The organism is Kribbella yunnanensis (assembly GCF_039529655.1).
Lineage (GTDB): Bacteria > Actinomycetota > Actinomycetes > Propionibacteriales > Kribbellaceae > Kribbella > Kribbella yunnanensis.
In genome coordinates, this window is the sequence record NZ_BAAANF010000017.1 from 189,820 (window position 1) to 211,328 (window position 21,509).

Below are 21,509 nucleotides of genomic sequence, written 5' to 3' on the forward strand. Positions count from 1 at the left end.
GACATCGCCGAGGTTGCTGAATCCCTGCACGATCCGGCTGCGGTGTCAGGCCGGTGTCTGCCCGGTGTCAGGACGTCGGCTCATCGTTCTTCTTGTGATCGCTTGCCGATCAATCCACTGCACTCAATAACTCTCAGGAGACACCATGTACCAGTTCGACACCCCCGCTCCGATCACCGTCGTCGTCGACATCCCGGCCGGTCAGGTCCGGTTCGTCGCCACCGACCGGGCCGACACCGTCGTCGACGTCCGGCCCTCGAACGCCTCGAAGGGTCGCGACGTCCAGGTCGCCGAGCAAACCACAGTCGAGTATGCCGAGGGCGTCGTACGGATCGAGGCCGTCGCCAAGAACCGGGTCTTCGGCGCTTCGGGTTCCATCGAGGTCACCGTTCAGCTTCCGGTTGATTCGACGGTCGAAGCCAAGGCTGCTGCCGCCGGCTTCCGCACCGACGGACGTCTCGGTGACATCACCTTCGACGGCGCGTACGGCGAGGTCATCGTCGACGAGGCGGCCGGCGTGCGGCTGACGGCACTCGCCGGTGACATCTCGGTCGGCCGTCTCAACGGCGCCTCGGAGATCACCACCAGCAAGGGCGACATCCGGATCGGCGAGGCGGTCCGCGGCCACATCGTCGTACAGACGCAGTCCGGTGATCTGTCGGTCCAGGCCGCCCACGGTGTCTCAGCCAGCCTCGACGCCGGCACCACCTACGGCCGGATCGAGAACTCGCTCAAGAACACCGACGGCACCCCGGAGCTCACCATCCACGCAACCACCGCACATGGCGACATCAGCGCCCGCAGCCTCTGACAGCAATGCCAGTAGCGGACGTCACCGGGGAGGGGTGAACCCTCCCCGGACGGTGCTGGAACCGCCCGAGCTCTGGGCGTGGACGTGGTAGCTGTCGCTCTTCCCGTTGCGGACGCCGGTCGCGTGGTTGTACTGCGCGGCGAACTGGTGCTGTCCGGCCGGAACAGTTCGGCCGGGCTTGAGGATCCAGCGGTAGCGCAGTACACCTCTGGATTCCTGAACGGTGACGGTGAAGTCGTCGCTCGGCAGGGTCTGCCAGTTTCCGGTCTTCTGTACGGCGCCGGTCTGGGCGATGCGCAGTTCCACGGTGAGCGCGGTGAGCGGCTGGGTGGTCTTGAGGATCAGGTTGTTCTGAGCCCAGTAGATGCTGCTGTGCGCGTCCATCTGCCCCTGGGACCACAAGGGTCCGTCCTGGTACCGGTTGTCGGGCGGCGCGGTTGGCCGCGGGGCGACGGTGGTGGCTGGGGGCGGACTGGTAGTGCTGGGGCGGGCCGATGGCCTCGTCGGGGTGGCGGTGACAATCGGGGACGGTACGGCGGTAGTGGGGGCGGGGGCCGGCCGCGACGGGACTCCGCCGATGGCGGCAACGGCGAGACCACCGGTCGCCAGCGTGGCTGCGGTGATGAGACCGACGATCGCCGCGCGGGGTCCTGACCTCGCGATCGAACGTGTGCGGTGCCGAACGGTGGGGTCAGCCAGGCCGCGCTCGACGCGCGCCAGGATGCGGGCGCGGTTGGGCTCGTGGGCCTCGGCAGCCTCTCGCAACCGTCGGTTGAGCTCCTCGTTCACTGGTTCCTCCTTCCTGCCGCCAGTTCGCCGACTGCTTCGGTGCCGAGCAGCCGTTCCAGCTCAGTCATGCCCTTCGAGGTCTGGCTTTTCACCGTGCCGACCGAGATCCCCAGCGCGGCCGCAGTGTCCTTCTCCGACAGGTCGAAGGCGTGCCGCAAGATCACGCACGCCCGCTTGCGGAACGGCAGCCGGATAAGTGCGGCCCGGACATCTAGCACGACCGCAACGTCCGGCCCGTCCACGCGTTCTGGACTACGTGACCAGAACAGATCTACTCGCCGTCGCTCGCGAACCGTGCTCCGGATCCGTTCCCGCGCCAGATTGGCGACAACACCGCGCGCGTAGGCGACCGGGTGCTGCGCTGCCCGCAACCGGTCCCAACGCTGCCACAGGGCGACCAGCGCATCGGCGGCGAGGTCGTCGGCCGCGTCCTTCTCGCCGGTGAGGAGGTGGGCGAGCCGAGCCAGTTCGGCGTGGTGGCGTTCGAAGAAGTCGTGGAACTCCGCGGACGCGTCGTGGAGCATCGACCTCTCCCTGCGGTGTGTTCGCGTTAACAATCGGCCTGAGCGTACCCGTCAATGCCGGGCGAACTGGACCCTGGTCGACTGCGCGACGTCCGGCTTGATGGCGATCCCGTCGATGCTCAGCCGCTGACCGTAGATGTCGGTGATCCTGATCGCTTTGCCGCATCCGCTGCCGTCGGGGGAGAGGAAGTAGTTGTAGTCGGTGCGCTGCAGTTTGCGCCAGCCCTTGGCGGTCCTGACCTCGAGCGTCGCCAACGGGTTGCGGTGACCGATCGCCTGAATGCCACACCAGTACTGACTGGACCCGACCTTGTACCGGATGGAGATCGGGCTCGACAGGGCGGGGCTCAGCAGCGTCCAGGTGATCGGGAGCCGGCCGACGGAGAGCTTGGCGAGCTTGGCGAAGGCCTGCTGGCTGAGGTCGAGCTGCCCAGGTGCGCAGGGCAACGGGCACTCGTTGACGATCCGTACCGTGATGGATTTCCCGTTGGCGGCGCGAACCAGGACGTACGCACCACATGCCTTGGCCGACTCGTAGTCGGTGTGGTTCATCGCCGCCACCATCAAGTTGGGGGCCGGACCGTAGAGGCAGGCACCATTACCGTCAGCTGCCTCGTAGGCGGTCGCGACGCCGCGATACCGGACGGCGGGCTTGATCCGTCCCGCCAGGGATCCCACGGCGGACGTCGTACGCGGGGGTGTGGAAGCCGTTCGCGGGCTGCGAGTCGGGGTGGTGGAAGCCGCCCGCGGGCTGCGCGTCGTTGCGGGCGTTTTGGTGGCGGCCTTCGCAGTACGGCGCGGTGTCGGCGGGGTTGTGACCGGCGGCGGCGTACTCGTCGGTGCGGTGGTGGCGGCCGTCACGCTCGGAGCGCTGGAGTCGGTCGGGGCACTCGCCTTGGCAGCCGTGACGGATACGTCGGCGGTGCTGCCCCTGCTCAGGAGGGCGGCGGCCAGACAGACCACCACGGCGACGGCCACCAGAGCCAGCGGGATGCCGACGGCCCGCCGATACTTTCGCGCCGTACCGTGCTTCGTTGTACTCATGCATGCCAGTTGCCACCAACGGCAAAATGGTTGCCGCCGACCAGATCGAGCCGATCAGTCTGCGATCAGGGCGTAGGCGAAAAGCAGCCGACGGTCCAGCCAGTCGGCTGTCACGGTCACGGACTTGCTGCCCTCGGAGAGCATGACGACCTCGTCGTCCGCACGCCACTCGAGGACCCGGTCCTTGGTGACCTGGTCTCCGCCTTCGGCGCCGGCGCTGAAGACCGCGTCCAGTACGCCGGTGAACAACCGCCCCGCCGCCTTCGCCGCGAGTTCCTTCGGCTGGCCGCTGAGCCACTCGGTGCGGCCGACGATCTCCGGACGGCCGGGCTGGTCGATTCGCCAGGTCGGCCGAAGCAATGGCTTGCCGGAGGGCACTCGGGTGATCGTCCCGATCAGTTCAGCGTTTTGGTCGCGCACCTCGAAGCTGTTCTCCGCCGTCTCGGCGACCGAGCACAGCACCTGCTCGTTCTCCGGATCCAGACTGAGTCGACCGTTGGAGGCGACGTACGCGCACGGCGTGAAGACCCGCTCGTGCTTGCCTCCCTGAGGCACCCGAATAGCCTTCGGTCCCCACTCGATCCGGTTCCGCTTGCGAGTGGCCGGCCGAGCGACCGTGCCCAGCGTGAACTCGCGAACCCGATCCCACTCGATCTCAGCCACTGCGCCACCTTAGACGCAAGGATTCATGAGACCTGCTCCACCGTGAATCTGGGTGGGCTGCAGAGGGGGCCCATGTCGGGATCGCGATCGATCAGACGCACCTGTACGCCGCCTTGCTCGGTGAGGGCTGACAGAAGTTTGGTGGACAACTCGGTGACGAACGTTGAGCCGACACAGGCCGCGGGGCCGATTCCGAACGGCAGATATCCTTCGCGATAACCATCCGGGGGATCGATCCAGCGCTCTGGCTGATACTGCAGCGGGTTCTTCCAGGTGGCTGGTGATCGGTGCATGAGGTAGGTACAGACGAACACATCCGCGCCCGGTTGCAGCTCATGCGCTCCGAGCGTGACAGGCCGCCGTACCTGGCGATGGAGAAGCCACGCGGTGGGCCAGAGCCGCAGCGACTCGCGGATTGGGTCACCCGGATCCGGTTCGGAGCCGAAACCGAGCCGATCGTGTACGTCGGTTGTGGGCGTCCAGCCCGCCTTGAGCAACACAGCCCACGCCATGGCGACCGAGGTGGCCCGGCAGGCCGCACCGATGAGGCCGTGCAGTGTCAACGCGACCTGGTCGTTGTCGGCGAGCGCGTCAGCGACCACCTGCTCGATGCCGACCGGTTCGTTGTTGTGCGACACGCGCCGGTACAAAGCCGCCATGGCTTGGCTGTGCGTCAAGCGCGCCTGCCATCGAGTACGGCGTCCAGCGGGGTGAGCGAGTGCCGCTGATCCGGCGAGCGCACGACTGAGTCGTACGACGAGCCGGCGCTCGGCCCCCGGCAAGAGCTGAGCCACAACCGCCTGCAGACACATCTCGCCAACCGCCGCAGGCCACACCCCACGCGGCTCGAGCAACTCCACCAGCCGGCCAGGATCGACATCGCGAGCAACGTTGTCCAGCAGCCGACCCATCGCCGCGGTGACCGGACGATTCTCGGCGCTACCCGGGTCCCACCCCGGAACCCGCCCGAAAGGCGCCGACTCGGCGTGGAACGGCTCGGACGTGCTCTTGAGAACCGTCCGCGCCAGCACCGGGTCACTGACCACGATGCCGCTCTCGCCGAGATCGCGGACACCGATCGGATCGGACTCCCACTCCCGCAGCACCTCGAGCGGCCGACTACTGAACATCGGGCCCACGCCGTCCATAGCACTCGCCTTCACTGGCGGCGGCCCGCCCACAAGCCCGACGAGCCGCCCCGTCGATCAGTAGTCCGCGTAGTAGATCACCCAGCGACGAGCCCGAAGGTTCTTGCCGCGGCGACTCGCCTGAAGGAAATAACGCAAAGTCCGCACAGTACTCACCTCCCCAGATGGTTGACGTCCGCGCCAGCATAAATAACGACAAGGTCACGCCCACCCCGATCGCGGCTCGGTGTGGCGAGGAATGGAAGTATGCGGCTGTGGGTCAGGAACACCGGCGCGCCGTTGTCGCGGCGCTGATTGAGCTTGCGGCCAGTGATGATTGGCAGGATCGGGCTGACGCTGGTCGTGCCTTGGCGAGTTTCGCCGAGATGCCGGAATCGCAGGAGCCGCTGCTTCACCTTGTGCTCGATGTTGACAACGTATTTGTCACCCGCGTGACCGCAGAGGCGTTGCTTGCACGGAAGGACTTGGCAGGATTCACGATTGTGGCTCAGGCGTTGGCCTCGGCGGACGATCAGCACGGCTACTACATCGACGATGCTGTCAACGCGGTCTTCATGATGTTCGCCTCGGAGAGGGATCAGGCGATGGAGGCCTGTGGCGCCCTCGCGCTCGATGCCAGCGCGCCAGTTCGTCAGGGGGCTGCCGAGCTGCGCGGGGTGCTCGCTGCGATCGAGCCGTTGCTCTATCCGCAAGATCCCGCCTGAGCGTTGGCGGGCAACGCGACGCCGGCCACGGGTGGTCGGGCGCGGGGCGGTAGCCCGCAGGTCCGGGCGGTAGCCCGGAGGGGAGTAAGGGTGGGCGGGTGCGCGCGTAGCTGGCGCGACGGAGGAGCGACTGCGTAGCACGCGGGGGAGGTCTTCTTACCCCTGGGGGGTGGGTGGTGGGAATGAGGGATCATCCCTCACGCGCGGGGGATGGAGGCGCTGCGACTGTTGTTTCACGGCCGCCGGAGGGGCGGGCGAGGGGACAAAGGAGCTGGTCATGAAGAAGGGGACGATGATTGCCGCGCTGGTTGCGGCGTTCGCGATTCTGGGGGCGGGGACGGCTGAGGCCAACGTCGGGACACCGACCCTGGACGTGGACACGACGAAGGTCGCGCAGAGCCTGGAGACGGCGCTGGGCGGGGGGAACACCGTGGGATACGCCTACGCGATTGCGGAGAACGGCGTACTGGCGAAGACCGGGGCGGGCGGCAAGGCCCGGCTGGACAAGGACATCGACTTCACGCCGTACACGCGGCTCGACATCATGAGCGCGACGAAGAACGTGGTCGCGGCGGCGCTGCTCAAGGTGACCGAGGCGGCCGGGCTCACGCCGGACCACCAGATCTGGCCGTACCTGCCGCCGGACATGCGGGCCGGCGCCGACCCGTCGTGGCAGCGGCTCCGGATCCGGGACCTGCTCGGTCACACCTCCGGGGTCGGCCAGATGGAGACCGACCCGGCCAACGAGGCCGACAAGCCGAAGATGAACCAGCTGTACGACGGCCTCAAGTTCATGATGACCAAGCCGGTCGGCGCGGGATCGTCGTACAAGTACGCGAACACGAACTACTCCTACGCCCGCGTGGTGCTGCCGCGGCTGTGGCATCTGACCGACCCGGGTCGCGGCGTACCGGAATGGATCGGCCCGAACTCGAGCCAGTGGACCCTGTACTACGTCAACGAGAAGCTGTTCACTCCGGCGGGCCTGCCGTGGATCACCTGCCTCGCGTCCAACCCGGACACCGCGGCGCTGTCCTACAACCTGGCGGACCCGGCTGCGGGCGGCTCGCTCTTCCAGCTGTCGGGCAAGAACTTCGAGGCCTGCCCGAGCTACCGCGGTCTGCACATGTCGGCGATGGACATGGTCCGCTGGCAGGTCTATCTGCGGCACGGCACGATCGTCTCGCCCACCGTGCGCTCGTGGATGGACTCGCTCGACCTCGGCTGGCGGCCGCACTCGGTCTACACCTTCCTGCCAGACGGTGCAGAGGCCCACGGCGGCGGCTACACCTCAGGCGGTCGCTCGACCGTCACCTGCCACGCCAAGTTCCCGGGCAACATCGAGGTCTCGCTGGTGGCGAACAGCCAGATCAAGTCCGGCACCCACCCCTGCGCCATCGCCGCAGCAGCGGTGAAGTCAGGTAGCTGAATCAGCGCCACGGGCCGCGAGGATCACAACGGTGATCCTCGCGGCTCTTCTGCTGACTCCCGGTCGGCGTTGGCCTTCGGCCATACTCGGCTCGGCCCGCTCGGACGGCAGACTGGGGAGGTGGACTTCTCCCAGGCTCTCAAGACCACTCGCCGTGCCCGGCGCATCAGCCAACTCGAGCTCGCGCTCCGCGCCGGGACCACCCAGCGACATGTCAGCTTCCTCGAGTCCGGCCGTTCGACCCCCGGCCGTGCTCTCGTCGTCCGCCTGGCCGAGGCGATGGAGCTGCCCTTGCGCGACCGCAACGACCTCCTGCACCTGGCCGGCTTCGCTCCTGTCTATCCACAGACGGCCATCGGCGACGCGGCTCTGCGGCCTGTCTGCTCGGCGCTCGATCACATCCTCACCGGGCACCTGCCGTACCCGGCCATCGTGGTCGACGCCAACCACGACCTGCTGCTCGCGAACGAGGCCTTCAGCCTGTTCACCGACGGAGTCGCCGGCAAGCTGCTCGAGCCGCCGATCAACGTCCTGCGCCTGTCGCTGCATCCCGACGGGGTCGCTCCGCGCATCGTCAACCTCTCGTCCTGGGCCCAGCACATCCTCGATCGGCTGCCGCCCGGCGATTTCCGCGACGAACTGGCCGCCTACGTCCCGTACGTCGAACCAGGGCCCGAGCATGTAGGTTTCGCAGCCCCCCTGCAGCTCCGCACGCCCAGGGGTGACCTGCATCTGACCACCACCATCACCACTTTCGCGACCGCTCTCGACGTCACCGTCGCCGAGCTCAAGCTGGAGGCCTTCCTGCCCGCTGACGAAGCCACGGCCGCCCTGCTCACCAGCTGAAGGCTCCGGTCAGCCCGGAAACTGGTAGTCCGCGACGATCCGCCCGTCAGCGTCCACCTGCAGCACTTCCAGGCCTTCGCCCACGACCTCACCGTTGGCGGTCGCCACCATCTCCCAGCTGAACTTGACGACATCATTCAGCCGTACGGCGTTGTCCCGCGCCCGGAACGCGTACTCCCCACCGGCCACGAACTCCTGGTAACTGCGCGCGACCCGGGCCTCCAACTCGTCGTACCCGGTCGCCTTCAGGGTGCTCGCCGCGAACCCGAACCCGAGCCCGCCGGCCACCGTCCGGAACTCCGCAGGCGGGTCGAGGTAATGCTTGCCGCCCTCGATCCACAGCTCCTCGATCGTCGTGCGCCGCTGCTCGGCGTCCGCTTCGCCCCAGATTCCGACGTACCGCGCGACCAGCTCGGCAGTCCTGCTGTCCGACATGATTTCTCCTTGCTCCACGGGACTTCTCGGCTGTGAAAGATCCTCTGGCATCCCGCCGTCCGGCCTCAATTCCCGCCGGGGAATAGCGGACGGGCGGCGTGGGCCGGAAGTGCTGTTCGACTTCGTTCGAAATCGGCCATCGGGCTGCCCGGAGCAGCCATTCTCGGGCCAGAACCCCTGCCGAAAGGACTGTCGATGCTCCGCTTCGCCGCTGCCGTCGTTACCTTCGCCCTGGTCACGCTCGGCGGTGCAGCCGTCACCGCGACTCCGGCCGCTGCCGCGATCAGCCCGCCGTCGGGCTGCCGGTACTTCATGACGTCGTTCGGGCAGACCTGCTACGAGTGGGAGGGCGACGATCAATGGGTGCGGGACCTGGACCCGAACGGCTGGACCACGATCGTCGAGGTCGAGACCAACTACGGCAAGTTCCGCGAGTGCGCCGCTCCGGCCGCCGCGGACGGCTGGCGGGAGTGCGGCTACGACCACGAGGAGAAGAAGTGCGTGCGCTTCCGGCTGGTGGAGCGCACGGGTGTCTCGACCAACCGAGTCTCCAACTGGTCGTTGTTCTACAGCACCTCCACCGGCAACGAATGTGGCTTCGACACGTGACTCCTGACTGCCTACCGACTCCCGTTCAGTGAAAGGTCCCCTCCATGACTTTGCTCTCCCGCACTCTCGGTGTCTTCGCCGGAGTTGCCCTGCTGATGGTCGGCGGCGCCACCGCGGCTTCGGCGTCGCCGATGGCGGACGAACCGCCGTACAGCCAGGTGAAGTGCCTGAACTCCGAATACGCTTCCACGTGCTTCCAGTGGGAAGGCGACGACCAGTGGATCATCGATCGCGAAGCCAACGGCTGGGCGGCGGTGGTGCACGTGCAGACGAACTACGGCAAGAACGTGGAATGCAAGGCGATGCCTGCCGCCGAAGGCTGGGCGCTCTGCTTGTTCGACCATCAGGAAGGCAAGTGCGTCCGGTTCAGGTTGTACGAACTCAAGGACGACGTGAAGCGCAAGTACACAGGGTGGTCGCCGTGGTACGGGACTGAGTACGGCTCGCTCTGTTAACTGTCGATCGCGGCGAGGGCTGCTGAGGCACGCTCCTGCTCATAACGGTCGTCGATGTTCTTGGCGTCCTGGAGAGCGATGCTGTGCTGCTCGATCGCCTCAGCAGTCCGGCCCGCAGCCCGGAGGGCGTGTCCGTAGTCGTTGCGGACCTCGATGACGACCGGTCTGCTGCCGAGGCGGACCGCGAGATCCAGCGCCTGCTGGTGGAACTCGATGGCCTGCTCGGCTCGGCCAGCCGCGACGTGCAGTCGGCCGAGCCCGTTCAGGCCGTCGCTCTCGCCGTTGGCGAAGCCGAGCCGCTGGGCGAGGGCGTGGGCCTGTCGGTAACCGGCCTCGGCCTCGGTCAGCCGACCGAGTGCCTCGTGTGCCGAGGCCACGTTGACGAGCGCGAACGATTCTTCGAAGGTCTCGGTACCGAGCTTGCGGCTGAGCTCCAGGCCAAGCTCGAAGCGTTCCAGTGCTTCCTCGGGGCGATCGAGGCGCAGCAGCGCCCAGCCCTGCCCGGCCAGCGCGGTGGTGGTGCCGTTGAGGTTGTTCTCGGCCTCGAACAGCTCCTGGGCCTGCCGCTGACACTCCAGCGCAGGCAGGTAGTCCCCGAGCCGGTAGTGGCCGAGGGCAACGTTCGTCAACCCGCTCGCTTCGCCGACCCGGTTACCGGCCCGGCGGGCGAACTCGAGGGCCTCCTGGTACGACGCCCGCCCGTCGGCGTACCGGCCGAGTCGCCAATAGACCGTGCCGAGGTTGTTGTACGAGCGACCGCGCTCGCGATCGTCGCTGGCACAGCGGATCGCGGTCAGGTACAGGATCTCCGCGCCGCCGAACAGGCTCGCCGTGACGAGGTAGTAGCTGAGCAGGCTCGACAACGCGACCGCGTAGTCACCCCGGTTGTGCTCGGCCGCGTAGAGCGCCGTCGCGATGAGGTTGTGGCGCTCGGCATCGAGCCAGTCGCGGCCCTCGTCCCGATCGCCGAACTGTCTTTCCGACTGGCCCGCCTGCTGGGTGAGCTCGACGCGTTCCCGGTCATGTGGCGCATACGCGACCGCGGCCGATGCGACCGTACGGCGGTAGTGGTCAAACAACCCGTCGAGCGCAGAACGCCGTACCGATGGTGGGTCTTCGTCGCGGGCCCGATCGTTGGCGAGCACCCGGACGAGATCGTGCAGCTCGTACCTGCCCACGCCACTGTTCTCGAGCAGGTGCATCTGGACCAGAAGCGTCATCAGCTCGATCGCCGTGCTCACCGGCACACCTGCGAGCGCTGCACCGGCATCCGCGTCGAAGTCACGTCCCGGGTGCAGTGCCAGCAGCCGGAGCATCCGACGGGCCGGAATCGGCAGTGCCTGATACGACAGATCCAGCGAGGCTGCTACCCCACTCTCGAGTCGCAGTCCGGCGCGGTGTTCGAGAAGGCGCTCCAGATGGTCCCGGAGTGTCCAACCGGGTTGTGATCTGATCCGGCCGGCCAGCACCGCCAGTGCCAGCGGCAGGTGCCCCAGCAACCCGGCAATGCGAGCCGCCGATGCCTCGTCCTCGTCCACGACCGCACCGGCCGCTTGCCGGAGATAGGCCAGCGACTCCTCAGCCCCGAAGACCTCCAGGCAGATTCGCCGGTCTCCGCTCAGCCTGCGACGGCTGGTCACCACCGTGACGCACGCAGGCCCGTCCGCGATCAACGGTTCGAGCTGGTCGTCGGACGCCGCATTGTCGAGCAGTACGACGGCCTTGCGGTTGCCGGTCAGCTCGCGGAACAACGCCGACCGGGCCGCCAGATCAAGCCCGTGGATCCGGCTACCCGGCACGCCGAGGCGACGCAGGAACCCTTCCAGCACAGCCGCCGGATCAGCCGGCGGCCGGTCCGGGTCATACCCGCGCAGGTTCACACAGAACTGCAGCTCGGCAGCAGGCAGTCGACGCAGCACCTGGCGAGCCAGCATCGTCTTACCAACCCCAGCCATCCCGTCGATCAACAGCACGCGACGACCGCCGTCCAGTGCGCTCAATGCTGTTGCGAGCGCAGCAGAACGGCCGATGAAGACGTCGCCCGCCTCGGGTTCGCCCAGGTCCTCGATCCGAACCACAGCAGCCTCAGCCGCCAACCCCGCCGCCACCTGATACGCCTGCCGCCACTCCGCGACCCGTGACTCGTCCCCGACCAGAGCACGAGCAATGTCGACCACCAGCTCGACATCGAGCCGGCGCCGTCCAGCCGCCAGGCACCGGTACACCGTGTTGAAAGCAGGCACCTCCGCAACCCCGCGCGCCTGCCTGGACAGCACCACCCGCCGATGGATCTCCCGGTACGACAAACCGGACCACCCCTGCAACGCCCGCAACCGAGAGCTGAGCTCGTCCAGCGTTCGCACACCGCCAGCCCCCGGCGGCTCCCCAAGGACGGCCACCACCGAATACTAGTCGGCCACTCCCGCCCCAGCGGCGGTCGAGCGAGCCCGCCGATTTCTCCAAGACTCACGGGTCCCCACCGACCAGGGTGGGAGCCATGATTGGTGCAACCAGGAACGAACTCAGGTTGACGATAGTATTGTTCGTCTGAGTATTCCTGGCTGGAGGATTGATGAGCCAGGGTGGCCGATCGGGGCTGAGTGAGGCGGGGAGTCTGGCTCGCGACCTGACCCGTTCGTAGCCCTTGTTGCTGCTACGTTCGCGGCCATGCGCGCGCTGGCCCGGATCGTTGTGGTGATGGCACTGCTCGTCGTCGGCAGTTGCAGCACGGGAGACGCGTCGTCCCCTGGGCCGAAGCGGTCTGTGGTGCCGCCGAATCCGGATCGCGATCTCGGCACGGTGCTGGCTGCGCTGAGTCGCATCGATGCCTGCATGCTCATCGACCCGGCGCGCGCCGAAGCGCCTGGCTTCGCGGCCGGCCAACCGTTCACGCAGCCATCGCCGTCGACCTGCGTGGTCCGGGACGACCGGGCGGGATCGGTGCAAGTCGACCTGCTGACTCCGTTTCTCGGGTACGAGCGGTGGCGGGGTCGCGAGCGGCTGGTCTTCGGCGGGGCGGTCGGCTACCTGCTGCAGAACGGAAACTGCGAACTGGTTGTCCCGGTCAGCTTCCAGTTCGCGATCAAGTTCGCAGATCGCGGTGCACAGCAGCCCACCAAGGTGAAGTGCGGTCAGGTCCGCGCCTTCGCCGCAGCCGCCATTCCGCTGCTCGAGAAACCGGCTGAAACCGGGCCGGGTCGATGGGATGCGTGTGGCCTGCTGGGACGAGCGCTCAGTATGGAGCGGTCGCCGTACCCTCAGGCGTTGGATCGGTGTGAGGCGATCGGTAAGGCTCGGCTTCAGTTGCAGTACGACGTGGTTGCGTTCGATCCCAAGGACTACCGCGAGCGGGTGACGATCGCAGACCGGACCGCTGGACTGAAGTCGTCGGGCGCTGAGTGCGTGCTCACGATGGATCAGGGGCCAACCGGACTGCAGCGACCCCGTCCGACCTTCCAACGCATCGTCCTGGCAGCTCCGACCTGCCCGGAAGCGACGAAGCTCGCCGCCACCGTGGCCGGTCTGCTCCGCACGCCGCGACCACCCAGCCGGGTCCAAGCGCCGCTGTACCTTCGTCCGAACGAGCCGGGGCAGGCCGCTCCTGGTGGATGTGCGTTTGTCGAGTTCCGTGTGGACTTCAAGGATTGCGAGCCGTACACCTCCGCAGCCAGACCGAAGGCTGCCGAGCTCCACTCCAAGGCGCAGTCCGACCCTCATGTGCTGTGCGCGATCGCAGCCGGTCCGGTGCGCGAGCGGTTCGGCGAGCGACTGAAGCCGGTGGTCGCCGGGCACCGCTGCCATTTCCTCGAGGGCGGCGAACGCCTGAAGCTGGTGATCAGCAGCTCAGGCGACACCTTCCAGGCCGAGCCGCAGCGGGCGCTCACCATCGCCGGACGCCCCGCCGAGCAGAGCCGCGGTTACGGTGACAGCCACGTCTTCCGGATCGGCCTGGGTGAGAAAAGTCAGCTCTCCATCGAGTACGACTTCTTCACGACCAAGGAAGGGCCGACACCAGCCCCCGAAGACGCAGCCGTACTGGCCAAGCTCGAATCATTGGTCCCAGCCATCGTCCAGCAGCTGAACTGAGGCGGAACATCGTGGCGCGACGCCGGCCCCGGGCTGTCGGTTGCGGGCGGTAGCCCGCAGATTCCGGGCGGTAGCCCGGAGGGGGTCTAAGGGCGGGCGGTGCGCGCATAGCTGGCGAGACGGAGGCATCCCAGGGTTTGAGGGTGTCAAGCGGTGAGCGGCTGCGTAGCACGCGGGGATGGTCTTTCCCTGTAGTTCTCTGAGCGGTAGCCGCTGTTGGTCAGATCGCGACCTCGGTCGGCACCCCGATCTGCTGGGCGACCGGTGACCAGATGTCAACGTCTTCCCGAGGGGTTTGGATCGACACGACCAAGGCGTACCGCGCGCCGTTGTCGCTGCGGTCACGCGTCGGGTTCTCCTTCCACCAGCCCGTGACCGGAAAGACTGCCAAGGCGCCGCGCTGAGCGAGGTCGGCTGCGTTACCTGTCCAGATGTCCGTGTGCAGTGACCCCGGCGCGCGCTGCTGGTCGCTGCCGAAGAACCATTCTCCTGACTCGCCGATCGAGGCGGGACGTCGTTCCTCCTCGGCCACGGCCTTCTGGTTGATCCGCTTCTCGAAGTCCGCGTTCGACTCGGCTGCTCGCCGTACGTCGAAGCGCAGACCGTGGGATGCGTAGCTGTAGCGCCGTTGCCATCCGCGCCGCCCGGGGTTCGGCTCGATGAAGTAGGACAGCGTGACCCTGAGACGGACCTGTGTTGAGCCGAGGTCCGCCAGGATGTCGCTGGGCCACGGCAGGTTGTGGAAGTGGATCTCGCGCATCTTGCCGCTCGTGAAGGGGTGAATGACGTCCTGTGTGATCAGCGTCAGCGCATCGCCTGCGCTGCGAGCCGCTCGGGCAAGACTCGGCACTCCCATGCCGTAACGTCGGAGCAGCGCCGCCCGGCCTCGCTTCCGGGACTCGCCCTGGAAACGGCTCAGCATGGCGGGGGTCCATTCGGCCGAGTGCACGACCAAGGCTCTGACCGCTTCAGGCCACAGGCTGGGGTAGTCGGACTGAACACCAACAGCGAGTGCTGCACCTTGCGCGGTTGCCGCGCTGGTGGCTGCGGTGACTGTGAGCAGCCGGTTTCCTCGAAGCGGAGCTGAAGTGGTCAGCAGTTGCAGGTTGGGTGGCGTGTCGAAGTCGGTACCGTCGGGGGACCGTGCGAGGTTGCCGCCCTCCAGTACCACGTCGGGCTTGACCGGCCACATCCGGCTGAAGGGCACAGACGTTCGACTGAACGGCGACAGCTCACCTCGCGCTGCGACGGGCGCCCAGCCGGCGAACCCTGGGGGTGCCTCGGCCATGGTGTCGAGCTCCGTGTAGGCGCCGACGGTGAGCGCGTTCCAGGCGTGCGCCGGGTCCTGCACCGGTGAGAGGTCGCTGCGCGTCAGGTGGTCTGACTCCCACCTGTGGATGTTGCCCGCAGATACCACGAACAGTCGGCGGGCATTGTCCGCGCCGTCATCGAGGAAGACGAGGCCCTTGTCGTCGGTGATGACGCTTCGACCCGCCGCGAGAGCATCCAGCGTCGCAGACCACGCGGTCGGCTGACCGAATGCTGCTTCTGGCGATTCAGGATCCTCGGTCGTCGGCGCTGTCACGGCAAGCGAGAACACACGTGACCGGAATGGCGCCTCGATCTCGACAGTGCTCGCTGCCGCCGCGGTCAGAGCGCCGTACAGGTCGGGTGCGTTCTCGCCAGGCGGCGGAGGAAGGAGCTTGGCCGACTCGAGCCGATGGCGCAGATGAATCTGCTGTTGGGAGGCCAGGGCTTCGCCCAGGTCGTCGTACAGCGCCAGACCGGCCATCTCCGTACCGTGCCCCCGATCGTCGTGAACTGGCCACGAGGCGTCGGCCGCGTGGCAGTCGCTCGGGCTCAAGGATCCCTCGATGAGCGGATGCTCGCGGAACACGCCACTGTCGACGATGCAGACCGCGGGCGCGTCCGCACCGGCGGGGTTCAACCGGCTCGCCAGCTCGGCCACCCACTCCTCCTGCTCTCGGGCATCACAGCCGGCGAGGAACTGCGCGGGTTGCGACGGGCACCGGAGCTCCGCGAGATCGTCGAGTACGTCGATCGCCAGGCTCAGCTGCTCTCGGGTCGCCTCCAGGAGCGCCACGGTGCGATCGCCGAAACCGAGGCTTTGACGACCCATCCTGAGGCCGGACGCAGCCGCGAACGCCTGTAGACGTTGAGCTTCTTGACCATCACGCTTGCGCAGCCATACCTCCCACCACACCCGCTCGCCCGGGCCGGGGAAGTCGGCGGGTGGGTCGGTCCACAAAGCTGCGATCGTAGCCGTTCTGACCGACTGGATCGGGTCGATGAGCTTCCGGTTCTTGGGGCTCGACTCGTCAGCTGTCTCGAGGTAGGAAGTCACTCGACGGAGGAAATAGTCGACAGTGCCCTGGGGTATGAACACGGTCGCTCGCTCGGTCGTCGAACCGTCCGCGGCCCGCGACTCCTGGACCGACATGAGCTCTGGGTGCGTGGTTCCCTGACGCGGGTCGAGGCTCTCCAGCGCGAGCCGGACGCCCGGAAAGCTCTCAAAGGTCGCGTAGACGCCTTCTACCGCTCCCTCGATCGAGATCGGGCGCTCCTGCCGATCCGCTGCTCGCTCGACCAGCTCAAGCTCGCCTCGCAGGCGGCTCCCGTGTCCCTGACGGTCCGCCGGAACTACGGGAGTGGCTGGTGACACCGCTCGGCTGGGCGGTTGGTACTCGGTCGACTGGGCAGAACGCTGGATGAGCAGGTGTGGCTTGTCGCGATCCAGCATCGAGTCCTCGGTCGAAGTCAGGTCATGGCATCGATACGGCGCTCCAGCAGGGCGTCGCGCAGGGTCGCGGTGGAGACCTGACCCTGATCGCCAAGGATAGCTTCCTTTGCCGCGACCTCTGTAGCAGCTGTGATTTCGCCGTGGCTCAGACCGGACGCTGCTTCGACGATCTTCGGCCAGGCCAGCCGGCCGGTGGAAACACCAGCCAGCCGGTTCTGGATCATGGTTCGGATGACGTCGTCGTTCGGCAGCGGATATTCGATGAGGGAATCGAAGCGCCGGAAGACAGCCCGGTCGAGTAGTTGCGGATGGTTCGTCGCGGCGACGATCAGACTGTCGGAGTCGTCCATCTCCAGGAACTGCAGGTACGAGTTCAGCACCCGGCGGATCTCGCCGACATCGTTGGCGGCTGCGCGTTCTCCGGCCAAGGCGTCGACCTCGTCGAACAGGTAGACGCCGCGGGTCTCCGACAGTGCGTCGAAAACCAGGCGCAGCTTGGCGGCCGTCTCGCCCATGAACTTCGTGATCAAGCCATCGAGACGGATGACGAAAAGCGGGAGCCGGAGCTCACCGGCCAGCATGTGGGCCGACATGGTCTTGCCGGTCCCCGGCGGTCCGACGAGCAGTAGCCGCCGAAGTGGAGAGAAACCGCGAGACCGCAGCCGGTCACCTTGACGTTGCTCCAACAGCACTCGTTGGAGGCGCGCCTGAACGCTCTCGTCCAAGGACAGGTCGGTGAGCAGGCTGTCCGGGTAGACCACGGTGAGCAGCTGAGAAAGCTCGCCGCGAGGTTGTGCCACCGGTACGACGCGCCCGGCAGGGCCTGAACCTTGCCGTGATCGCAGATCGTCCACCAGATCGCGGAGGTCCTGCGCGAAGCGATTCTGCCCGTTGCGAGCCGCGCCGGCGGCAACCTGGAGCGCGACGCTGTAAAACCTGGTGTCGTCACCATCGGCATGGCTCTTCACTAGCGCCTTGACCTGATCTGCCGTTGCCATGCGTCGTCACCTCCCTCGCGCGGACGCGGACATGCTTCCATGATTGACGATAGCCGTCTGGCGGGGCCTCCCCTACCCCTTCAGCGGCGGTTCCTCATCACACCCGGCTCACAAAGACGTCGTGCCCCGCGAAAACGGCCACTTCGGGCCGACCTGCTGCGGCAGTCGCAATCATTGCGCCGTGACGGCAGTACTTGGTCGAAGGACCCCAGCCCCGGGCTGTCGCTTGCGGGCGGTAGCCCGCAAGTCCGGGCGGTAGCCCGGAGGAAGTTAAGGGTGGGCGGGTGCGCGCGTAGCTGGCGCGACGGAGGAGTGACTGCGTAGCACGCGGGGAAGGTCTTTCCCTTTTGCCTTTTCTACTTCTTTGGAGCCGACGAGGGGACTCGAACCCCTAACCACCGCTTTACAAGAGCGGTGCGCTGCCAGTTGCGCCACGTCGGCGGGGTGGTGCGGGAGACAGTTTAGCGGGTGGTGGGGGCTGGGGTTTGCAGGTGGTGGCGGAGGGTGTGGGCGCCGGGGAGGGCGATCAGGGGGAGGAGGGCCAACAGCAAGAAGGCGGGGCGGGGGTGGTTTACGAGGAGGCCTACTGCGGTGGCGGCTAGGAGGCCGCCTAGGTTGCCGGAGAGCCAGATGAGGCCGGCTGCGGTGCCTTCGGCGTCTGTTGAGCGGCGTTCTACTAGTTCTAGGACTATGGGGAGGGCTGGGAGGAGGAGTAGGCCGATGAGGGTGATGGTGATCAGGGCTACGGGGGTGCTGGGGAGGAAGGCTAGGAAGAGGCAGGCGATGGCGGTGGTGGTCAGGCTGGTGACCAGGTAGGGGGACTCGGCGTGGTGGCGGGCGGCGTAGATGGGGAGGAGGGCGCTGCCTAGGACGCCGGCTATGACGTTGAGGAGCAGGATGAGGCTGGCGGTGGTGGAGGTTACGCCGGCGGGTTCCAGCAGGGGTTGGGCGAAGGTGCTTAGGGCAACGAAGACGCCGAAGGGGAAGACGGCCAGGACGCAGAGGCGGCGGATCAGGGGGTCTGACCAGGCTGTGCGTAGGGCGGTGAAGATGGCTTGGGGTACGGCGGGAGCCGCGGGGGCGTGGGGGCCTGGCGTGCGGAGGGTGGCGGCCAGGAACAGCGTCGACAGGACGCAGAAGGCTGCGGTGATTAGCAGCATGGTGTGCAAAGAGGCCGCGGTGGGGAAGACGGCTGACAGGAGGAAGGCCAGGACCATGCCGGCGAAGATGCTGGCGGTGCCGATGGCGATACCGGTGGGGCGATCCTTCTCCTCTAAGTAGCGGCCGGTGATGCCGGTGACGGCGTTGAGGACCAGGGGCTGGGCTATTGAGGCGATGAGTTGGCCGGCCAGGAGCCAGGCGAAGTGGTCGCCGCCGAGCCGCACCAAAGCGCCAAGCGCCGTCAACAAGGCGCCGGCGAGCAGGGCGGGGCGGAACCAGCGGTCCAGCGCGAGGCCGCAGGGGATGGAGAGGACGACGTACAGGAGGGGGAAGACCTGGGCCAGCCAGCCGATGGCGGTCTCGGAGACGTTGTAGTGGGTGGCGGCGACGGTGGTGACGCCGGCGAAGTTGAGCCAGACGAGTTGGGTGGCGGCGCCGACCAGTGAATAGCCGACGATGGCGGACCAGCGACTCATCCCGAGCTCCTCCCGAAACCGATGCGGCACTGTACGACGGAATCGGCGTAGAAAGGAGGAATGGAACCGGATTGGGAGGGGCCGCTCGGCGAGGCGTATGCGCGGGCGATGACATATCTCCAGAACCTGCCGGAGCGGCCGGTGGGGGCCTCGGCTGCGGCGAGCGAGTTGCGGCGGAGGCTGGGCGGTGAGTTGCCGCAGGGGCCGGGCAATCCGACCCAGATCATCGAGGCGCTGGCTGATGGGGTTGAGGGTGGGCTGGTTGCGACGGGGAGTGGGCGGTTCTTCGGGTTCGTGATCGGCGGGGCGACGCCGGCGTCGTTGGCGGCGGACTGGCTGGCGACGGTGTGGGATCAGAACGCGGGCCTGTACGCCGCTGCGCCCGCGGCGGCGGTGGTCGAAGAGATTGCGGCGGAGTGGCTGGTGGAGTTGTTCGGGCTGCCGGCGCAGACCTCGGTGGGGTTCGTGACCGGCGGGCAGATGGCGAACTTCACGGCGCTGGCGGCGGCGCGGTACGACGTACTGCGGAAGGCCGGGTGGGATGTCGAGGCGGACGGGCTGATCGGCGCTCCGGCAATCAGGGTGCTGGTGGGGGCTGAGCGGCACGACACTGTGGATCGGGCGCTGCGGTTCCTGGGGTTGGGGACGCGGTGCATGGTGCCGATCGCGGTGGACGGGCAGGGGCGGATGCGGCCGGATGCCCTGGCACCAGAGCTCGGACAAGGACCGACGATCGTTTGTGCGCAGGCGGGCAATGTGAACACCGGCGCGATCGATCCGCTCGACGACATCTGTGAGCTGGCGACGGACGCCTGGGTGCATGTGGACGGGGCGTTCGGGTTGTGGAGCACTGTCGGTACGCCGATACGAGGGATCGAAAAGGCGGACTCGTGGGCCACGGATGCGCACAAGTGGCTGAACGTGCCGTACGACTCGGGGCTCGTCTTCACCGCCCACCCAGAGGCGCATCGGGCCGCGATGTCGGTGCGGGCGTCGTACCTGATCCACGACGCGGAGAAGCGGGACCCGCTCGACTACAACCCCGAGTTCTCCCGCCGGGCGCGGGGGATTGCCGTGTACGCCGCGATCCGGGCGCTCGGGCGGAGCGGGATCGTGGAGCTGGTGGATCGGTGCTGTGCGATGGCGAGCCGGTTTGCAGAGCAGCTGCGCGAGGCCGGAGCGGACGTACTGAACGACGTCACCCTGAATCAGGTCCTCGTCCGTCTCGGGGATGACGACCTGACCCGGAGAGTGGTCACGGCGGTGCAGCAGGAGGGCACGGCCTGGGCGTCCGGTACGACGTGGCACGGGCGCGCGGCGATGCGGATCTCGGTGTCGAACTGGACGACGAGTGCGATCGATGTTGATCGATCGGTCGAAGCGATCACGAGATGTGTCGAAATCGAGCAGGCCCGGTCGACGCAGGGGTGAAAGCAACCAAGCAACCCCAACCGAAAGCAGACGAACATGTCGTTCCAGGCGTACTTGGACAAGATCGAAGAGAAGACCGGCCACACTCCGCGGGTCTTGGTCGAGCAGGCGAAGGCGAAGGGGTACGACGCGAAGGACGTGAAGGCCGGGGTGATCTGCGACTGGTTGAAGGCGGACTACGACCTCGGCCGTGGGCACGCGATGGCGCTGGTGCATGTGATCAAGAACGGTCCGCAGATCAGCGACAAGCACGTCGGTCGCTCCGGACCGCACGGTGACAAGTCGGCCACCCTCTGGCTGGATGGCAAGGCGACCAACCCGCTCCAGTAAGTTAGGCGGGTGGAGTCGAAGAAGTCGCCGCGGGACAAATGGATCACGATCTACGGGCGCAAGCCTGTGCTCGAGGCCCTGGACGACCCGAAGTTGTCAGTGGCGAAGGTTGTCATCGCCGACAACGCGACCGGTGGTTCGATGCAGGAGATCCTGCGCGCGGCGGACCGGACTGGTACGCCGGTCGAGCGGGCGACCGCGAACCGCGTGAAGTGGCTCGCGGGGAACGGGAAACACGACCAGGGCGTCGTCGCGGATGTGAACGCACCGCGGATGACGCCCCTGGAAGAGTTCGTCCGCGAACGCGGTAAGCGTCCGACCAACGTGTTCCTGCTGGACGGTGTCACGAACCCGGGCAACGTCGGGATGATCCTCCGTACGGCGACCGGTGCCGGTTTCGACGGCGTGATCCTGCCAAGAGCCGGTACGCCGCATGTCGGGCCGCTCGTGATCAAGGCGTCGGCCGGGATCGCGTTCCAGGCGCCGATCGTGAACACCTCGACCGCGAAGGCGGCTGTCGACGTACTGCGGACGGCGGGGTATCACGTGTACGGGCTGTCGGCGCGGTCGCGGGATTCGTTGTTCAAGACCGAGCTCGCGCCGCGTGCTGTCTACGTGCTCGGCGGCGAGACCAACGGCATCACCGTGAGCACCGATTCCGACCTGCAGATCCCGCTGCACGCGGGCGTCGAGTCGCTGAATGTCGCCGTCGCGGCCGCGATCGTGGCGTTCGAAGTCACCAACCGCTGACTGTGGGTGACCCGTAACAAACGGCTGATTCGAGCCGTTGTGCGTTGTGATCGGGGGCA

20 protein-coding genes and 1 tRNA gene are annotated in these 21,509 nt (G+C 67.2%); 10 read left to right on the plus strand and 11 right to left on the minus strand.

The window, feature by feature from the left end; translation table 11 throughout:
* Window positions 1-145: 145 nt before the first annotated feature.
* Window positions 146-811: a DUF4097 family beta strand repeat-containing protein gene (locus ABD231_RS24340; protein WP_344156303.1), complete on the plus strand. Its 666-nt coding sequence runs from the start codon at window positions 146-148 to the stop codon at window positions 809-811.
* A 21-nt stretch (window positions 812-832) separates the two neighbouring features.
* Here the strand turns inward: ABD231_RS24340 and ABD231_RS24345 are convergent, their stop codons facing one another.
* From ABD231_RS24345 to ABD231_RS24365, 5 genes are read right to left on the minus strand one after another with little or no spacing between them, the layout of a single operon-like run.
* Window positions 833-1,600: a hypothetical protein gene (locus ABD231_RS24345; RefSeq protein WP_344156306.1), complete on the minus strand. Its 768-nt coding sequence runs from the start codon at window positions 1,598-1,600 to the stop codon at window positions 833-835.
* A complete protein-coding gene (locus ABD231_RS24350; RefSeq protein ID WP_344156309.1) occupies window positions 1,597-2,124 on the minus strand; it encodes a SigE family RNA polymerase sigma factor in 528 nt (175 codons plus the stop codon). Before ABD231_RS24350 ends, ABD231_RS24345 begins: the two co-directional genes overlap by 4 nt.
* Window positions 2,125-2,175: 51 nt before the next feature.
* Entirely contained in the window at window positions 2,176-3,168 is a 993-nt protein-coding gene (locus ABD231_RS24355) for an expansin EXLX1 family cellulose-binding protein (RefSeq protein ID WP_344156312.1), read from the minus strand.
* 54 nt (window positions 3,169-3,222) lie between these two features.
* Window positions 3,223-3,831 carry a hypothetical protein gene (locus ABD231_RS24360; RefSeq protein ID WP_344156315.1) on the minus strand — a complete coding sequence of 203 codons (609 nt, stop codon included), beginning with the start codon at window positions 3,829-3,831 and terminating at the stop codon, window positions 3,223-3,225.
* Between the two features lie 23 nt (window positions 3,832-3,854).
* On the minus strand, window positions 3,855-4,979 hold the full coding sequence (locus tag ABD231_RS24365; protein ID WP_344156318.1) for a cytochrome P450: 1,125 nt from the start codon (window positions 4,977-4,979) through the stop codon (window positions 3,855-3,857).
* Window positions 4,980-5,143: 164 nt separating this feature from the next.
* Here ABD231_RS24365 and ABD231_RS24370 point away from each other — a divergent pair, with 164 nt between their 5' ends.
* The 3 genes from ABD231_RS24370 (at window position 5,144) to ABD231_RS24380 (ending at window position 7,958) form a co-directional block, all read left to right on the plus strand.
* Window positions 5,144-5,683: a hypothetical protein gene (locus ABD231_RS24370; RefSeq protein ID WP_344156321.1), complete on the plus strand. Its 540-nt coding sequence runs from the start codon at window positions 5,144-5,146 to the stop codon at window positions 5,681-5,683.
* A gap of 277 nt (window positions 5,684-5,960) precedes the next feature.
* Window positions 5,961-7,112, plus strand: coding sequence for a serine hydrolase domain-containing protein (locus ABD231_RS24375; protein ID WP_344156324.1), 1,152 nt, complete (start codon window positions 5,961-5,963; stop codon window positions 7,110-7,112).
* 120 nt (window positions 7,113-7,232) lie between these two features.
* Complete coding sequence (locus ABD231_RS24380) at window positions 7,233-7,958, plus strand: helix-turn-helix domain-containing protein (RefSeq protein ID WP_344156327.1); 726 nt, start codon at window positions 7,233-7,235, stop codon at window positions 7,956-7,958.
* A gap of 9 nt (window positions 7,959-7,967) precedes the next feature.
* Here ABD231_RS24380 and ABD231_RS24385 read toward each other — a convergent pair whose 3' ends face one another.
* Entirely contained in the window at window positions 7,968-8,393 is a 426-nt protein-coding gene (locus tag ABD231_RS24385; RefSeq protein WP_344156330.1) for a hypothetical protein, read from the minus strand.
* A gap of 195 nt (window positions 8,394-8,588) precedes the next feature.
* Here ABD231_RS24385 and ABD231_RS24390 point away from each other — a divergent pair, with 195 nt between their 5' ends.
* Together ABD231_RS24390 and ABD231_RS24395 are read left to right on the plus strand one after the other, a co-directional pair.
* Window positions 8,589-9,002 carry a hypothetical protein gene (locus ABD231_RS24390; protein ID WP_344156333.1) on the plus strand — a complete coding sequence of 138 codons (414 nt, stop codon included), beginning with the start codon at window positions 8,589-8,591 and terminating at the stop codon, window positions 9,000-9,002.
* Between the two features lie 44 nt (window positions 9,003-9,046).
* Window positions 9,047-9,457, plus strand: coding sequence for a hypothetical protein (locus ABD231_RS24395; RefSeq protein WP_344156336.1), 411 nt, complete (start codon window positions 9,047-9,049; stop codon window positions 9,455-9,457).
* Here ABD231_RS24395 and ABD231_RS24400 read toward each other — a convergent pair.
* Entirely contained in the window at window positions 9,454-11,856 is a 2,403-nt protein-coding gene (locus tag ABD231_RS24400; RefSeq protein WP_344156339.1) for a tetratricopeptide repeat protein, read from the minus strand. The genes ABD231_RS24395 and ABD231_RS24400 overlap by 4 nt on opposite strands.
* Window positions 11,857-12,124: 268 nt before the next feature.
* On the opposite strand from ABD231_RS24400, the gene ABD231_RS24405 reads away from it, so the two are divergent.
* Window positions 12,125-13,543: a hypothetical protein gene (locus tag ABD231_RS24405; protein WP_344156342.1), complete on the plus strand. Its 1,419-nt coding sequence runs from the start codon at window positions 12,125-12,127 to the stop codon at window positions 13,541-13,543.
* A 220-nt stretch (window positions 13,544-13,763) separates the two neighbouring features.
* Here ABD231_RS24405 and ABD231_RS24410 read toward each other — a convergent pair whose 3' ends face one another.
* The 4 genes from ABD231_RS24410 to ABD231_RS24425 all read right to left on the minus strand — a co-directional run bounded on the left by ABD231_RS24410 (window position 13,764) and on the right by ABD231_RS24425 (window position 18,939).
* On the minus strand, window positions 13,764-16,304 hold the full coding sequence (locus ABD231_RS24410; RefSeq protein ID WP_344156345.1) for a S8 family peptidase: 2,541 nt from the start codon (window positions 16,302-16,304) through the stop codon (window positions 13,764-13,766).
* A 17-nt stretch (window positions 16,305-16,321) separates the two neighbouring features.
* On the minus strand, window positions 16,322-17,302 hold the full coding sequence (locus tag ABD231_RS24415; RefSeq protein WP_344156347.1) for an AAA family ATPase: 981 nt from the start codon (window positions 17,300-17,302) through the stop codon (window positions 16,322-16,324).
* 365 nt (window positions 17,303-17,667) lie between these two features.
* Window positions 17,668-17,743 (minus strand) — tRNA-Thr (locus ABD231_RS24420).
* A 20-nt stretch (window positions 17,744-17,763) separates the two neighbouring features.
* Window positions 17,764-18,939 (minus strand): MFS transporter, encoded by a 1,176-nt coding sequence (locus tag ABD231_RS24425; RefSeq protein ID WP_344156349.1) that lies wholly within the window; start codon window positions 18,937-18,939, stop codon window positions 17,764-17,766.
* A 60-nt stretch (window positions 18,940-18,999) separates the two neighbouring features.
* Here ABD231_RS24425 and ABD231_RS24430 point away from each other — a divergent pair, with 60 nt between their 5' ends.
* From ABD231_RS24430 to ABD231_RS24440, 3 genes are read left to right on the plus strand one after another with little or no spacing between them, the layout of a single operon-like run.
* Complete coding sequence (locus ABD231_RS24430; RefSeq protein WP_344156351.1) at window positions 19,000-20,370, plus strand: pyridoxal phosphate-dependent decarboxylase family protein; 1,371 nt, start codon at window positions 19,000-19,002, stop codon at window positions 20,368-20,370.
* A 36-nt stretch (window positions 20,371-20,406) separates the two neighbouring features.
* Window positions 20,407-20,700: a DUF4287 domain-containing protein gene (locus tag ABD231_RS24435; protein ID WP_344156354.1), complete on the plus strand. Its 294-nt coding sequence runs from the start codon at window positions 20,407-20,409 to the stop codon at window positions 20,698-20,700.
* 9 nt (window positions 20,701-20,709) lie between these two features.
* Window positions 20,710-21,450: a TrmH family RNA methyltransferase gene (locus ABD231_RS24440; protein WP_344156357.1), complete on the plus strand. Its 741-nt coding sequence runs from the start codon at window positions 20,710-20,712 to the stop codon at window positions 21,448-21,450.
* Window positions 21,451-21,509 lie beyond the last annotated feature (59 nt).

Coding starts and splice junctions, on each gene's coding strand:
- ABD231_RS24340 (WP_344156303.1), top strand. CDS start 146: ATGTACCAGTTCGACACCCCCGCTCCGATCACCGTCGTCGTCGACATC.
- ABD231_RS24350 (WP_344156309.1), bottom strand. CDS start 2,124: ATGCTCCACGACGCGTCCGCGGAGTTCCACGACTTCTTCGAACGCCAC.
- ABD231_RS24355 (WP_344156312.1), bottom strand. CDS start 3,168: ATGAGTACAACGAAGCACGGTACGGCGCGAAAGTATCGGCGGGCCGTC.
- ABD231_RS24365 (WP_344156318.1), bottom strand. CDS start 4,979: ATGGACGGCGTGGGCCCGATGTTCAGTAGTCGGCCGCTCGAGGTGCTG.
- ABD231_RS24370 (WP_344156321.1), top strand. CDS start 5,144: ATGGTTGACGTCCGCGCCAGCATAAATAACGACAAGGTCACGCCCACC.
- ABD231_RS24375 (WP_344156324.1), top strand. CDS start 5,961: ATGAAGAAGGGGACGATGATTGCCGCGCTGGTTGCGGCGTTCGCGATT.
- ABD231_RS24385 (WP_344156330.1), bottom strand. CDS start 8,393: ATGTCGGACAGCAGGACTGCCGAGCTGGTCGCGCGGTACGTCGGAATC.
- ABD231_RS24390 (WP_344156333.1), top strand. CDS start 8,589: ATGCTCCGCTTCGCCGCTGCCGTCGTTACCTTCGCCCTGGTCACGCTC.
- ABD231_RS24395 (WP_344156336.1), top strand. CDS start 9,047: ATGACTTTGCTCTCCCGCACTCTCGGTGTCTTCGCCGGAGTTGCCCTG.
- ABD231_RS24405 (WP_344156342.1), top strand. CDS start 12,125: ATGCGCGCGCTGGCCCGGATCGTTGTGGTGATGGCACTGCTCGTCGTC.
- ABD231_RS24410 (WP_344156345.1), bottom strand. CDS start 16,304: ATGCTGGATCGCGACAAGCCACACCTGCTCATCCAGCGTTCTGCCCAG.
- ABD231_RS24415 (WP_344156347.1), bottom strand. CDS start 17,302: ATGGCAACGGCAGATCAGGTCAAGGCGCTAGTGAAGAGCCATGCCGAT.
- ABD231_RS24425 (WP_344156349.1), bottom strand. CDS start 18,939: ATGAGTCGCTGGTCCGCCATCGTCGGCTATTCACTGGTCGGCGCCGCC.
- ABD231_RS24430 (WP_344156351.1), top strand. CDS start 19,000: ATGGAACCGGATTGGGAGGGGCCGCTCGGCGAGGCGTATGCGCGGGCG.
- ABD231_RS24435 (WP_344156354.1), top strand. CDS start 20,407: ATGTCGTTCCAGGCGTACTTGGACAAGATCGAAGAGAAGACCGGCCAC.